Origin of the sequence: Acinetobacter brisouii (assembly GCF_008993995.1) — a bacterium.
Classification (GTDB): domain Bacteria; phylum Pseudomonadota; class Gammaproteobacteria; order Pseudomonadales; family Moraxellaceae; genus Acinetobacter; species Acinetobacter brisouii_A.
Genome location: NZ_BKNN01000013.1, coordinates 44,224 through 58,464, shown reverse-complemented (window position 1 = coordinate 58,464; position 14,241 = coordinate 44,224). Strand labels below are relative to the sequence as shown.

At 42.0% G+C, this 14,241-nt stretch carries 15 protein-coding genes, 1 tRNA gene and 2 pseudogenes; 13 read left to right on the top strand and 5 right to left on the bottom strand.

Going from position 1 to position 14,241, the window contains the following annotated elements:
• A pseudogene (locus tag GBN19_RS15895) lies at window positions 1-185 on the top strand (IS4 family transposase); the annotation flags it as partial.
• Window positions 186-356: 171 nt separating this feature from the next.
• Here GBN19_RS15895 and GBN19_RS05430 read toward each other — a convergent pair.
• Window positions 357-446: transfer RNA gene (locus tag GBN19_RS05430), tRNA-Ser, on the bottom strand.
• A gap of 118 nt (window positions 447-564) precedes the next feature.
• Here GBN19_RS05430 and GBN19_RS05425 point away from each other — a divergent pair.
• A complete protein-coding gene (locus GBN19_RS05425; protein WP_151708409.1) occupies window positions 565-2,445 on the top strand; it encodes a potassium transporter Kup in 1,881 nt (626 codons plus the stop codon).
• Between the two features lie 162 nt (window positions 2,446-2,607).
• On the opposite strand, the pseudogene GBN19_RS16075 reads toward GBN19_RS05425, so the two are convergent.
• A pseudogene (locus GBN19_RS16075) lies at window positions 2,608-2,782 on the bottom strand (hypothetical protein); the annotation flags it as partial.
• Between the two features lie 259 nt (window positions 2,783-3,041).
• Between GBN19_RS16075 and GBN19_RS05415 the strand changes: the two are divergent.
• Window positions 3,042-4,058 (top strand): DNA/RNA non-specific endonuclease, encoded by a 1,017-nt coding sequence (locus GBN19_RS05415; RefSeq protein WP_151777439.1) that lies wholly within the window; start codon window positions 3,042-3,044, stop codon window positions 4,056-4,058.
• A 15-nt stretch (window positions 4,059-4,073) separates the two neighbouring features.
• A complete protein-coding gene (locus GBN19_RS05410) occupies window positions 4,074-4,319 on the top strand; it encodes a hypothetical protein (protein ID WP_151708412.1) in 246 nt (81 codons plus the stop codon).
• Here the strand turns inward: GBN19_RS05410 and znuB are convergent.
• The 3 genes from znuB to GBN19_RS05395 are packed head-to-tail and all read right to left on the bottom strand — an operon-like array spanning window position 4,314 to window position 6,379.
• Window positions 4,314-5,114 (bottom strand): zinc ABC transporter permease subunit ZnuB, encoded by an 801-nt coding sequence (gene znuB / locus GBN19_RS05405; protein ID WP_151777438.1) that lies wholly within the window; start codon window positions 5,112-5,114, stop codon window positions 4,314-4,316. The genes GBN19_RS05410 and znuB overlap by 6 nt on opposite strands.
• A 3-nt stretch (window positions 5,115-5,117) precedes the next feature.
• Window positions 5,118-5,909, bottom strand: a complete 792-nt coding sequence (gene znuC / locus GBN19_RS05400) for a zinc ABC transporter ATP-binding protein ZnuC (RefSeq protein WP_151777437.1) — start codon at window positions 5,907-5,909, stop codon at window positions 5,118-5,120.
• On the bottom strand, window positions 5,882-6,379 hold the full coding sequence (locus GBN19_RS05395; protein ID WP_151708415.1) for a transcriptional repressor: 498 nt from the start codon (window positions 6,377-6,379) through the stop codon (window positions 5,882-5,884). The genes znuC and GBN19_RS05395 overlap by 28 nt, the downstream gene beginning before the upstream one ends.
• Before the next feature lie 125 nt (window positions 6,380-6,504).
• Here GBN19_RS05395 and GBN19_RS05390 point away from each other — a divergent pair, with 125 nt between their 5' ends.
• The 9 genes from GBN19_RS05390 to atpD all read left to right on the top strand — a co-directional run bounded on the left by GBN19_RS05390 (window position 6,505) and on the right by atpD (window position 14,222).
• Window positions 6,505-7,341: a metal ABC transporter solute-binding protein, Zn/Mn family gene (locus GBN19_RS05390; protein WP_375707854.1), complete on the top strand. Its 837-nt coding sequence runs from the start codon at window positions 6,505-6,507 to the stop codon at window positions 7,339-7,341.
• A 170-nt stretch (window positions 7,342-7,511) separates the two neighbouring features.
• Window positions 7,512-7,910, top strand: a complete 399-nt coding sequence (locus tag GBN19_RS05385) for an ATP synthase subunit I (RefSeq protein ID WP_151708417.1) — start codon at window positions 7,512-7,514, stop codon at window positions 7,908-7,910.
• Between the two features lie 99 nt (window positions 7,911-8,009).
• Window positions 8,010-8,885 carry a F0F1 ATP synthase subunit A gene (gene atpB, locus GBN19_RS05380; RefSeq protein WP_151708418.1) on the top strand — a complete coding sequence of 292 codons (876 nt, stop codon included), beginning with the start codon at window positions 8,010-8,012 and terminating at the stop codon, window positions 8,883-8,885.
• A gap of 81 nt (window positions 8,886-8,966) precedes the next feature.
• A complete protein-coding gene (atpE, locus tag GBN19_RS05375; protein ID WP_111894935.1) occupies window positions 8,967-9,206 on the top strand; it encodes a F0F1 ATP synthase subunit C in 240 nt (79 codons plus the stop codon).
• A gap of 40 nt (window positions 9,207-9,246) precedes the next feature.
• Window positions 9,247-9,717 (top strand): F0F1 ATP synthase subunit B, encoded by a 471-nt coding sequence (locus tag GBN19_RS05370; protein ID WP_151777435.1) that lies wholly within the window; start codon window positions 9,247-9,249, stop codon window positions 9,715-9,717.
• An 11-nt stretch (window positions 9,718-9,728) separates the two neighbouring features.
• Window positions 9,729-10,265 carry a F0F1 ATP synthase subunit delta gene (locus tag GBN19_RS05365; RefSeq protein WP_151708420.1) on the top strand — a complete coding sequence of 179 codons (537 nt, stop codon included), beginning with the start codon at window positions 9,729-9,731 and terminating at the stop codon, window positions 10,263-10,265.
• A 41-nt stretch (window positions 10,266-10,306) separates the two neighbouring features.
• A complete protein-coding gene (gene atpA / locus GBN19_RS05360) occupies window positions 10,307-11,851 on the top strand; it encodes a F0F1 ATP synthase subunit alpha (RefSeq protein WP_151777434.1) in 1,545 nt (514 codons plus the stop codon).
• Window positions 11,852-11,928: 77 nt separating this feature from the next.
• Window positions 11,929-12,798 carry a F0F1 ATP synthase subunit gamma gene (gene atpG / locus GBN19_RS05355; protein WP_151777433.1) on the top strand — a complete coding sequence of 290 codons (870 nt, stop codon included), beginning with the start codon at window positions 11,929-11,931 and terminating at the stop codon, window positions 12,796-12,798.
• A 29-nt stretch (window positions 12,799-12,827) separates the two neighbouring features.
• Entirely contained in the window at window positions 12,828-14,222 is a 1,395-nt protein-coding gene (atpD, locus tag GBN19_RS05350; RefSeq protein WP_151777432.1) for a F0F1 ATP synthase subunit beta, read from the top strand.
• Window positions 14,223-14,241 lie beyond the last annotated feature (19 nt).

The following is a 14,241-nucleotide window of genomic DNA, read 5'->3' as shown; positions in this document are numbered from 1 at the left end:
TGAGTATTATCAATATATTGAGGCATACGCCTTTAGAGTCGGCAGGTAATTTGCCTAGACATTTAGAGCATTTATTAGAAAGTTCAAAAATGTATGTATTACCTGAAAAAAGGCATAGGCTGTGTCCGAGAGTAGTTAAAGGAAAACCTGCAAAATATCCAAAGAAAAAATGCCAATCAGCTTAACTGATTGGCATTACTCATTAATAGTCGTTTTTAATGAGATACCGTCAAAAGTACCGACAACAATGTCGGGATACTACTAGACTGCGCCGTAGTGTACAGGCGTAAAAAAAGGCTTAAACCCTTTAGATTTAAGCCTTTCGCACTACGGTACAGTCCCGTAGAAATCAAATTTGGCGGTGAGAGAGGGATTCGAACCCTCGATACGCGTAAACGTATACACACTTTCCAGGCGTGCTCCTTCAGCCACTCGGACACCTCACCAAGGCGTGCGATAGTAACTAAAAAAACTCAGGCTGCCAAGATTTAATCAGCACTTTACGGAAAATTTTTTATTTAAATGCTAACATTGCACTAAAAATCATCTTGGTTTAATTATGCAATGCAAAACATGACCCAAAAAACAAGACTGTCTGCAATTACCCTTGCAGCACTTGGCGTGGTCTTTGGTGATATTGGTACCAGTCCACTTTATGCGTTAAAAGAATCTTTTCATGCTGCGCATGGGCTGGGAATAACTCCAGCAAATGTCTTGGGTATTTTATCGATTATTTTTTGGTGTTTGATGCTGATTATCAGCATTAAATATGTTGCTATCGTGATGCGTGTTGATAACAACGGTGAAGGCGGCATCATGGCATTGCTCGCCTTAAACTTGCGTAAGGCTAAAATTGCTGAAAATAAGAAAATCTACCTGATTGCGATTGGTTTTGTTGGTGCATCTCTATTTTTTGGGGATGGTATTATCACCCCAGCAGTTTCGGTACTCTCAGCAATTGAAGGTTTATCTATTGCTACAAATGTATTTGATCCATACATTCTGCCGATCGCTATTACTATTGTCATTACCCTGTTTTGTGTACAAAAACATGGTACTGCATTTGTTGGAAAATTTTTTGGTCCACTCACTTTATTATGGTTTCTTACTATTGGCGTGTTTGGCATTATTAGTGTGGCGAAAACCCCTTTAGTTCTTGGAATGATTAATCCATATTGGGCTATTCATTTTATCTTTACCCACCCAACGATGTCTTTTTTTATCATGGGCGCTGTTGTTCTAACAGTTACAGGTGGGGAAGCACTATATGCAGATATGGGACATTTTGGACCAAAACCGATTCGTTTAGCATGGTTTGGTGTCGTTCTACCATGTTTAATCTTAAACTATGCGGGGCAAGGTGCCTTACTGCTACGTGATGCAAATGCGATTGAAAATCCGTTCTTTTTACTCGTGCCTTCTTGGGCGTTATATCCGACCATTGTTCTAGCGGCTATTGCAGCTGTGATCGCATCTCAGGCTGTCATCTCAGGTGTGTTTTCATTGGCACGACAAGCAATTCAATTGGGGTATTTGCCGCGTTTAAGTATTAAACATACCTCTGAGTCTGAAGAAGGGCAGATTTATGTACCTTTTCTAAACTGGTTATTGTTGGCAGCAATTATTGTGTTGATCATGATTTTTAAAACCAGTTCTAACTTGGCAAGTGCTTATGGTTTGGCAGTCACCTTAACCATGTTATGTGACACCTTATTAATTGGCGTGTTCATTTATTATGCTTGGAAGTGGAATACTTTCAAATTACTGTTGGTGATCACCCCATTTTTATTGCTCGATATCATTTTGGTTGCAGCGACCTCTCTTAAAATTCTTTCAGGAGGTTGGGTACCATTACTGATTGGTGGTATGGCGTTTGGTATTTTAATGACATGGAAACGTGGTCGTGAATTGATGTTTGCCAAATTGCAACATGACACACTACCAATTGATTTGTTTGTAAAAAGTGTTGGGTCAGATGCTGTACATTGGGTACAGGGCGATGCGGTATTTTTAACAGGTACACCAAACGTTGTTCCACATGCGATGTTGCATAACATTAAGCACAATAAGGTATTACATGAACGTAATATTCTTATTACTGTGATGGTACAAGATGTTCCGTATGTGACCCAAGAAGAACGGATTCAGGTTGAAACACTCAATGAGCGTTTTTATCGTATGCAATTGTTTTATGGTTTTAAAGATGAACCTAATGTTCCGCGTGATTTAAAACAGGCTTATGAACAGCTCGGCTTTGAGTATGATTTGATGCATATCAGCTTCTTTATTTCTCGTGATCGCGTTGTACATAAAGTTGGGGATGGTATGTCACCATGGCGTGAACGTTTATTTATTTCTATGCAACGTAATACCAGTCCTGTGAGCGATTTCTATCAGATTCCAACCAATCGTGTGGTTGAATTAGGTGGGCAAATCGAAATTTAAGCCTAAAAAAACCAAGGTGAAGACCTTGGTTTTTTTATCGGAATTATTAAGCTTATGGCGCTGGTGTCATTGCTGGAGCTGGGCTTTCAGGAGTTGCTGCTGGTGCAGTATTGTCTGACGCCATGGGCTGAGTTGGTTGAGGTGTTGCAACTGCTGTAAATTTACCACTGCTCATTAAGTCAGCCAACGAACCTGGTTGACCATTGACCGTGGTACTTACTTTTACCTGAGATAAGCTTTCTAAGGTTTCACCTGGTTGTACAGCAGGCTCTGCAAAGGTTGCTGTTACAGTAAACATCCCCATAAATAAGCCAACACCCATCGCAATATTACGCATATTTGAACTCCAATATTAAAAAAATTGTGTGAGTTTTACCTCAAACACCATCCCATAGATTAGTTTGCTTCGCAACTAAGTGTACGGAATATCAGTAAATTAGAAGTAAAAGTAATGTATAACCACAACAAACTGTTACGCAAAAAAAGTCTGAGAAAAACAAAGCATCTTTATGCTTTGGGTATTTGAAATTTACAGCATATACTTTCTAAAATAAGCTTGCTAAGCAGCTTTTTTAAGTGTTCAAGGATAAAACGACATGACTGCATTTCTTCACCGTCATTTTCAATGGCTTATTCTCGTGGGGGCAACTACAGCCGCAGGGGTAACCTTTGCACAAGATTCATGTCTTTCTCAGTTTTATCAACAAACACCACCAATTTCAGTCAAATCGAGTTTGCAGAAAAATAGCTTCCCATTGTGTTTTAATGGTTTTAATGTGATGTATTCAGGTGTTTCCAAAACTCCGCTGTGGAGTGCTGAGCGACTAACGGCAACACGACTGAGTCAGAAGATTAAACGTGAAGACCAGTTTCATGAAGAACAACAAGTCCCTGAGCAATTTCGTGCCACTTTAGCTGATTATCGCGCTTCAGGTTATGACCGCGGGCATATGTCGCCAAATGCAGATATGCCTGATAAATCTTCACAATATGATAGTTTCTCTTTAGCCAATATGGTGCCGCAAGCACCAAAGAATAATCAAGAAATTTGGCGTAAACTTGAAGAAGCAACACGGGGATTGGTCAAAAAACACAAGCAAGATGTGTATGTAGTGACAGGTCCTATCTTTACAGGGCAGCGCTTAAAGACGATTGGTAAGGGGAAAGTGATTGTACCAAGTGCTGTGTTTAAGGCAGTTTACATGCCAAAAACAGGTGTGATTGGTGCATATTATGCCCCGAACAATAACTCCCAACAGGTTGAAGTAGTTAGTGTTTGTGAAATTGAACAGCAAACGGGCTTAAATTTATTTCCAAAATTATCAGTTAATGTAAAACGTAAAATTTATGATTTACCTTTGAGTACAACAGATCTTCAAGCGAATGCTCTACCAAAATTATTGAAAACAGACCAAAAGAGTCAATGTGCTGAGCCGTCAGGTACGACGGCAGATTTGCGTTCATTGCAGCAATCATTTGATCAAGCGGTACAGCAAACCACAGATCAAGTCACCCAAAATGTGGAAAAAACTGTACAGCAAGAAGGAGAAAACTGGCTAAAAAAGTTGTTTGAAGTGTTGCTAGAATTTCTTTTAAAGTTATTTAAGTCTTAAAATCAGGAGTTGAAGATGTTTAAACCTTTTGCCGATGAACAATCATCCTCTGCAATTTATGATTTAACGCTAGAAAATCAACTAGACTGCATCAATTTGTATGGCAATCTGCAAATTACCAAAGATCAGCAAGGTTTAGCCGCGGCCAAAGCTTTACAGGCTTTAATAAATCAAGTCGTTGAAGTTTTACAGCAGCAGGAAAATCTGCCCGAGCACATAGAACGGCAACCCGAGCAAGAAATAGAGAACCCATTTTTATAAGGTGCTACGGATTTTCTGTAGACAAAAAAGTGCAAAGAAAATACTCGACATGGTGAGAACAATGCTTAAACCACTTGCAATGTCGAGTAAAGCACTGACCCATAGACCAACGCCTAGTGCAATTTGACCGATGATAAACGCATAAATCACCATTTGCTTTGGAGAGTGTGCCAGTAAGCGTGCCGCTAAGGCAGGAATCACCAGTAAAGCACCCATCAACAGTGATCCTACAGCACGCAGAGCCAATACAGTGAAGAGCGCCAACAGTAGCATAAAGATAAAGCGTTGCAGTTTGGCATTTACCCCTTCGCTGATTGCAATATCGGGGTCAATTGCAATCTGAATCTGTGCTGACCAGAATTTCCATAAAATTCCAACAGCAATCACAATAATGACCGCAAAGATAGGTAGATCTGACCAGCTAATCGTGAGTAAATCCCCAAAAAGATAGCTCAGAAGTTCTGGACGTAAAGCAGGTAAATTCTGGATCAGCATTAAACCTGAACAAAGCAATGTAGCTGCACAAAGTGCGAGCAGTGCGTCATTGGGTAAACGCCGATCATGCAAAATCCATAAAATACACACCAGTAATAATGCTAAACCTGCAACACCCACCCACATAGGAAGCTGTAATACACCCGCAACAGCAACGCCAAGCAAAGTACCATGTGACATGGTGTCTGCAAAAAATGACATTCGCCGCCATAGCATTAGGCAGCCGAGTGGAGCAGTCAAAATAATGAGTAAAGCACCCATCACCCATGCAGGGAGTAAAAGTTGTAGCCATTCTGTCATGGGTTAAGCTTCCGGTTCAGGGTGAATATGTGGTCGATGATCATGTTCACAGCTTGCCGTTGGGCTATCGCCATGAGCACAGTGATCATGATGATGTTGATAGAAGACGCGTTGTGTCCCAAATATGGCTTGATATTCAGGATGCTGCTGGACATTTTCTGGAGATCCACTACAGCAGATGTGTTTGTTCAGACAAACAACACGATGTGTCCCTTGCATCACCCATTGCAAGTCATGAGATACCATCACCACAGCACAGCCATAGCGTTCAGGTAAACTGCGGACATATTCATACAGTTCTGCTTCAGATTGGATATCTAAACCCTGCATAGGTTCATCGAGAACTAAAACCTGTGGTTTTCGTAATAATGCTCGGGCTAAAAGAACACGCTGTCGCTCCCCACCAGAGAGTTGTTGAACCTTAGCCTCTTGCAGTTTTTCAATACCTGTTTCAGCAATAATTTGCTGTTTAGTGCTTTCGTCACAGCGTTCGAGCGCAAGTAAATCCCGTACACGAAGTGGTAGACTGTGAGACGGATTGAACTTTTGTGGGACATAGGAAAATTTTAAACTGCGATCTTTAAGCACTTTTCCTGATGTTGGCTTCATAATGCCTAACAACACTTTGATGAGGGTCGATTTTCCTGCGCCATTTGGACCAATTAGCGTCACGATTTCATTAGCATGCAGCTCAAAGTCGACCTGCTTTAAGATCTCACGTTCTTCAATACGAACATAAATTTTCTGTAATGAAATCAGGGCAGGCGTTAGTGACGTTGTGTGCACTGTTGGCATTTTCCTGAAATTTCAATGATAGTGTGATGAATACTGAACTCATCAGAATGAGCAAGTGAATTGAGGTGAGCCATTAAGGCATCGGCAGACGCTTCTTTCACGGCTTTGCAGCTCACACAAATTAAAAAAGCAGCTTGATGCCCCTCACGTGGGTGGCAGCATGGAATAAAGGCATTAATTGAACTTAAACGATGGATTAAGCCTTTATCCAATAAAAAATCTAAACTACGGTAAACAGTAGGTGGAGCAGCTGGCTTGTCAGAAGTATTTTTAATTTTTGCCAAAATATCATATGCACCTATTGGCCCTGAAGCATTCAAAATTAAACTAAGAACTTCTTTGCGTAAGGGAGTGAGGCGTGCACCTGTTGCAAGACATAGCGCTTCCGCCTGCTCTAGGCGAGAATGAATATCACCGTGGTCATGTACCTCGTGTAAGCTATTAGCGTGCGAATGCGAACATGAACTCATAAATATCTTACCTATGGTGCTTCAAAACAGAATAAGTTAACTCTTTTATAACAATATCACTATTTTTAGTGTTATAGTGTAACACTCAATCCGAAGTGATGCTATATAGAGATCGTTTGAACATGATGGCGCGTTTTTTTGCAATGTGTGTCTTACTCTGCATGAGTGGCAGTTTATGGGCACAGGGGTTGGTTGTATCGATTCATCCATTATACCTCATCGCTAAAGAAGTGACCAAAGGTGTAGAAACGCCAACTTTATTATTAGGCAATCAATCTGGACATGATGTACAACTGACTCCTGCCAATCGTAAAGCTATTCAAGATGCTGAATTGGTTTTGTGGCTAGGTAAAGCGCATGAAGCACCATTGGATAAACTGCTAGGACATAATCCAAATGCTATTTCACTGTTAAATTCGGGTGTTTTGGCTACATTGCCAATGCGTGATGTAGAAGGTCAACCAATCGCAAATACTGTAGATACACATGTTTGGCTAGATCCAAATAACGCTGTGCGAATCGGTTTTTTTATTGCGGCATTACGTTCTAAGCAGCATCCTGAGTATAAAACCGAATATTGGGCGAATGCTAAAAACTTTGCTCAACAACTTCTGATTAAAAGTAAACAGGTTGGCGCATATAAAAATACAATCCAGTACTGGTCATATCATGATGCCTATCAGTATTTAGAGCGCCCACTCAATTTACGACTTGCAGGAGCGTTGAGTACAGATCCACATATTCCTGCAACTGTCACACAAATCAAGTACCTTAATGATCATCGACCATATCCGCAGATGTGCTTACTTGCAGAGGGTCAGGCCAATAATCAATATCAAAAGTTACAACCTTTCCGTTTTCAAGCAGTAGACGAAAGTATGATCGGTGAAAATAACTTCATTTCAGGTTGGACTGATTTGGCTAAAAATATCCAGAATTGTGCAAGAAATATGCGAAAATAATCAGATCAAGAGAATCTTAATAGAAAATTAAAAAACGACAGATTATTTCAAAATCGTACGTCTTAAGTCGGGAAAAGATTGCATGTTTAGGGGGGGGACTCTATAATGCCACCGATTAAAAACGATCATCAGGTTAACTTGTCAAGCTTTTATGCTGTGAGTAGAGATTAATGAGCCGACCAAGTCGCATGATTGACCGACGATTGGCGAAAGCTTTGGTCTTCTTGCAAGCATTGACGATACCTGTTGCAACTTTGATTGCTTGGGTGCTGAAAGATAGTGTGGTAGCCAAAAGTATCGCCTTAGGTGGACTGGTTTGTTGGTTGGCACATTGCTATTTTGCTTGGCAATCTTTCCGAGTTGCAGGAGCACGTGCCTCGAAACAAGTGCTTTCAAATATGTATCGAGGCATGATGGGTAAGTTTGCTATTGTGATCGTTGGACTGATTTTGATTTTAAGCAATGTCAAGCCGTTGTCATCGGTGGCGTTGTTTTGTGGTTTTATTCTCGTTCAAGCCATGTCGTGGGTTGCTCCTTGGTGGGTATCACGTCAACAAAAACGAGTATAGGCGCATAAGAAATTGAATATATAGAGCAAGGTGAGATATCTAGCAGCGTGCGATATTCACCTACTCTTTTTAGTAATTGACATTGACCAGGTGTGATTTATGGCTGCTGAAGAACATGCCCTTACTTCGACAGAGTATATTAAGCATCACTTGACCAATTTGACCTATGGTAAAATGCCAGACGGTACATGGAAATTGGCTGAGAATGCGAAAGAAGCTCATGATATGGGTTTTTCTGCTATTCACTTGGACTCAATGGGTTGGTCAATTGGCCTTGGTATCATTTTCTGTTTGCTTTTCTGGAGTGTTGCGAAAGCTGCCAATTCTGGCGTGCCTACCAAATTCCAAGCAGCAATCGAAATGGTTATCGAGTTTGTTGACTCAAGCGTTCGCGATACCTTCCATGGTAAATCTCGTTTAATCGCACCACTTTCACTGACCATTTTCATGTGGATTTTCCTCATGAATTTAATGGACTTGATTCCTGTTGACTGGATTCCGTATTTGGCTCAACACATTGGTGCAAGCGTATTTGGTATGGACCCTCATCACGTTTACTTTAAGATCGTTCCGTCTACAGATCCTAACATTACCCTTGGTATGTCATTGTCTGTCTTCGCTCTCATCTTGTTCTATAGTATTCGTGAGAAAGGGATTGGTGGTTTTGTTGGCGAATTAGCGCTCAATCCATTTAACCCAAGTAACCCGATTGCAAAAGCGTGTCTAATTCCTGTTAACTTAATTTTGGAATTAGTGACCTTCCTTGCACGACCAGTTTCATTGGCTCTACGACTATTTGGTAACATGTATGCAGGTGAGTTAATCTTCATCTTGATCGCATTATTACCGTTCTGGATTCAATGGGCATTGTCTGTGCCTTGGGCGATCTTCCACATTCTCGTAATTACGTTGCAAGCATTTATCTTTATGATGCTGACCATCGTTTACTTGAGCATGGCAAGCGAAAAACATTAATGGTATTGCCTAATTGTCATGTGCAGTTAGGCGAATTTTTATATTTTAGTTTGGTATAACTAACCTCTGAGGAATTTTTTCATGGTATTAGGTCTAGTTGCAATTGCATCTGCTATCTTAATCGCTTTCGGTGCTTTGGGTACTGCGATTGGTTTTGGTCTTTTAGGTGGCCGCTTCTTGGAAGCTGTTGCTCGTCAACCAGAATTGGCTCCACAACTTCAAACTCGTATGTTCTTAATCGCAGGTCTTCTTGATGCTGTGCCTATGATCGGTGTTGGTATTGGCTTGTTCTTCATCTTCGCTAATCCATTTGTAGGTTAATAGCTTCATTTCTAAACCCATAGAACTTTGAGGAATAGTAATGGATATTAACGCAACATTGATTGGCCAAGCGATTGCATTTGCGATTTTTGTCGCATTCTGCATGAAGTTTGTTTGGCCACCACTAATCAATGCGATTAGTGAGCGTCAGCGTAAAATCGCTGATGGCTTAAATGCTGCTGAAAAAGCTAAAGCTGACCTTGCTGATGCGCAAGCACAAGTTAAGGCAGAGTTAGATGCAGCAAAAGCACAAGCGGCTCAATTGATCGAACAAGCGAACCGTCGTGGTGCGCAATTGGTCGAAGAAGCGCGTACCCAAGCATCTGCTGAAGGTGAGCGTATTCGTCAACAAGCGAAAGAAGCTGTTGATACAGAAATCAATTCTGCTCGCGAAGAATTACGTCAACAAGTTGCTGCTCTTGCAGTTACTGGTGCAGAAAAAATCCTGAACCAGCAAGTTGACGCAGAAGCTCACAATGCCATGCTGACTCAGCTGGCTGCTAAACTTTAAGCGAGGGAAATATGGCTGAACTCTTGACGTTGGCACGCCCGTACGCCAAAGCAGCATTTGCTTACGCTTCTGAGCAAGGTGCAACTGACAATTGGTCGAATGCGTTACAAGTGCTCAGTGCTGCGGTGCAAGACGAAGCATTTTCCGCTTATTTAAATCGCCCTGAGCTTACTCCTGTGGAGCAAGTAGAGCTTTTTGCTAAAGTTTTAGGTGAGCAACAAACGCAAGCTGTGTCAAATTTTTTGACATTGCTTGCGGAAAACGACCGTTTGGCGTTGCTTCCTGAAATTGCAGCAGAATATGAACAGCTTAAATCACAGAATAACAACACGGTTGATGTCGTAATTGAATCGGCATTCCCGTTAACTTCTGTTCAGGAACAGTTGCTTGCACATGCGTTAGAAAAACGTTTTAACGCAGCAGTTAATGTTTCTGTTGAAGTAAATCCTGCGCTCATTGCAGGAGTTGTGATTCGTGCAGGCGATCAAGTGATAGATGACTCTGCGCTTAACAAGCTTGAAAAAATGCGGACTCGTCTTCTTGCCTAAAGCAAAAAGACTGAACTAATAAAAGATTGAGGAATAGCGCAATGCAACAACTGAATCCATCCGAGATCAGTGCGCTCATTAAACAGCGTATCAGCGATCTGGACACCAGCGCGACCGCTAAAAATGAAGGCACCATTGTAATGGTGTCTGACGGTATCGTGCGTATTCACGGTCTTGCTGATGCAATGTACGGTGAAATGATCGAATTTGACGGCGGCTTATTTGGTATGGCACTGAACCTAGAACAGGATTCAGTGGGTGCCGTTGTTTTAGGTAACTACCTAAGCCTGCAAGAAGGTCAAAAAGCGCGTTGTACAGGTCGTGTATTAGAAGTTCCAGTTGGTCCTGAACTTCTTGGCCGTGTCGTAGACGCTTTGGGTAACCCAATTGATGGTAAAGGCCCTATTGATGCAAAACTAACTGATGCTGTTGAAAAAGTAGCACCAGGTGTAATTTGGCGTCAGTCTGTCGACGAACCTGTTCAAACTGGTTATAAATCAGTTGATACCATGATCCCTGTTGGTCGTGGTCAGCGTGAGTTGATTATTGGTGACCGTCAAACTGGTAAAACAGCAATGGCGATCGATGCGATCATCGCTCAGAAAAACTCTGGCATTAAATGTGTATATGTAGCAATTGGTCAAAAACAATCGACTATCGCTAACGTTGTACGCAAGCTAGAAGAAACTGGCGCTATGGCGTACACCACTGTTGTCGCTGCTGCGGCTGCTGATCCTGCTGCAATGCAGTATTTGGCTCCGTACTCTGGCTGTACAATGGGTGAATACTTCCGTGACCGCGGTGAAGATGCGTTGATCATTTATGATGACTTGTCTAAACAAGCAGTTGCGTATCGTCAAATTTCATTGCTTTTACGTCGTCCACCAGGTCGTGAAGCATACCCAGGTGACGTATTCTATCTTCACTCACGTCTTCTTGAGCGTGCTTCTCGTGTATCTGCTGACTATGTTGAGAAATTCACTAATGGCGCAGTAACTGGTAAAACTGGTTCTTTAACTGCATTGCCAATCATTGAAACTCAAGCAGGTGACGTATCTGCATTCGTACCAACAAACGTAATTTCGATTACTGACGGTCAGATCTTCCTTGAAACTTCGTTGTTTAACGCAGGTATCCGTCCTGCTGTGAACGCGGGTATTTCTGTATCGCGTGTTGGTGGTTCTGCTCAAACTAAGATCATCAAAAAATTGTCTGGTGGTATCCGTACCGCTTTGGCACAATACCGTGAATTGGCAGCATTTGCTCAGTTCGCTTCTGACCTTGACGAAGCAACTCGTAAACAACTTGAACATGGTCAACGTGTAACTGAGTTAATGAAGCAAAAACAATATGCTCCTTACTCAATTGCTGACCAAGCTGTTTCTGTTTATGCATCTAACGAAGGCTATATGGCTGACGTAGAAGTTAAGAAAATCGTTGCATTTGATGCTGCGTTAATTGCTTACTTCCGTTCAGAATATGCTCCGTTGATGAAACAAATCGATGAAACTGGTGACTACAACAAAGACATCGAAGCAGCAATCAAAGCTGGTATTGAAAGCTTTAAAGCGACTCAAACTTACTAAGTTCAGTTTTAGTTAAGTTTGGTTCACGGATCAACCTTCGGAAGCTCGAAAGGGCTTTCGAATACTAGGTTAAGCGTATGGCAAATTTAAAAGAAATTCGCGCCAAAGTAGCTAGTATCAAGAGCACGCAAAAGATTACTCGCGCGATGCAAATGGTAGCTGCTTCAAAAATGCGTCGTGCGCAAGAGCGCATGGCTCAGGGCCGTCCGTATGCCGATAATATGCGCCGTGTAATTGCTCACTTGGTACAAGCAAACCCTGAATACAAACACCGTTATATGGTGGACCGCCCAGTTAAGCGTGTTGGTTACATCATTGTATCTTCAGATCGTGGTTTGGCAGGTGGCTTGAACATTAACTTGTTCAAGAAAGTTGTGCAGCATGTCAAAGCACAACAAGAGCAGTCAATTGAAGTTGAATTTGCTTTGATTGGTCAAAAAGCGGTTTCGTTTTTTAAGAGTTACGGCGGTAAAGTGCTGGGTGCAACCACTCAAATTGGTGATGTACCAAGTTTGGAACAGTTAACTGGCTCAGTGCAAATCATGCTTGATGCATTTGATAAAGGCGAATTAGATCGTATCTACCTCGTTTCAAATGGTTTCGTCAACGCAATGACACAACAGCCTAAAGTTGAACAACTAGTTCCTTTAGCACCAGCTAAAGAAAGCGATGACCTCAACCGTCAATATGGTTGGGATTACATCTACGAACCAGAAGCAGAAGAATTGTTAAATGGTTTGTTGGTTCGCTATATCGAGTCTATGGTTTATCAGGGCGTGATCGAAAACGTTGCCTGTGAGCAGTCTGCACGCATGGTTGCAATGAAAGCAGCAACCGATAACGCAGGTCAGCTTATTAAAGACCTACAACTCATTTACAACAAGCTGCGTCAAGCCGCGATTACTCAGGAAATTTCCGAGATCGTTGGCGGTGCCGCTGCCGTTTAACATTATTAGTTTGAATTGAGGAGACAGCAATGAGTAGCGGTCGTATCATTCAGATCATCGGCGCGGTTATCGACGTCGAGTTTGAACGCACTAGCGTTCCTAAGATCTATGACGCTCTCCATGTTGATGGTACTGAAACTACATTAGAAGTTCAGCAACAACTTGGTGACGGTGTTGTTCGTACCATCGCAATGGGTTCTACAGAAGGTCTTAAACGTGGTCTTACTGTAACTAGCACAAACGCACCGATCTCTGTTCCAGTTGGTACAGCCACTCTTGGCCGTATCATGGACGTTTTAGGTCGTCCTATCGATGAAGCAGGTCCTGTTGCGACTGAAGAACGTTTGCCGATTCACCGTCAAGCGCCTTCTTATGCTGAACAAGCAGCTTCTACTGACCTTTTAGAAACTGGTATTAAAGTCATCGACTTACTTTGCCCGTTTGCGAAAGGTGGTAAAGTTGGTTTATTCGGTGGTGCTGGTGTTGGTAAAACCGTTAACATGATGGAATTGATCAACAACATCGCGAAAGCACACTCAGGTTTATCTGTGTTTGCTGGTGTTGGTGAGCGTACTCGTGAAGGTAACGACTTCTATCACGAAATGAAAGATTCTAACGTTCTTGACAAAGTAGCAATGGTCTACGGTCAGATGAACGAGCCACCAGGTAACCGTTTACGCGTAGCGTTAACTGGTTTGACTATGGCTGAATACTTCCGTGATGAGAAAGATGAAAACGGTAAAGGCCGTGACGTATTGTTGTTCGTTGACAACATTTACCGTTACACATTAGCTGGTACCGAAGTATCTGCACTTCTAGGTCGTATGCCATCTGCAGTAGGTTACCAACCTACACTTGCAGAAGAAATGGGTGTTCTTCAAGAGCGTATTACGTCGACTAAGTCAGGTTCGATTACTTCGATCCAAGCGGTATATGTACCTGCCGATGACTTAACAGACCCATCGCCTGCAACTACATTTGCTCACTTAGACGCAACAGTAGTATTGAGCCGTGACATCGCATCTTCTGGTATCTATCCAGCGATCGATCCACTTGACTCAACTTCACGTCAGTTAGACCCATTAGTTGTTGGTCAAGAGCACTATGAAATTGCGCGCGCAGTACAAAACGTATTGCAACGCTATAAAGAGCTTAAAGACATCATCGCAATCTTGGGTATGGATGAGTTGGCAGAAGAAGATAAATTGGTTGTTTACCGTGCGCGTAAAATCCAACGTTTCTTCTCTCAACCATTCCACGTAGCTGAAGTATTTACTGGTGCTCCTGGTAAATTAGTACCACTTAAAGAAACGATTCGTGGCTTTAAAGGTCTATTAGCTGGTGAATACGATCACATCCCAGAACAAGCGTTCTATATGGTTGGTGGTATTGACGAAGTGATTGCTAAAGCCGAGAAACTTTAATTAGCTACTCTAATTTAGG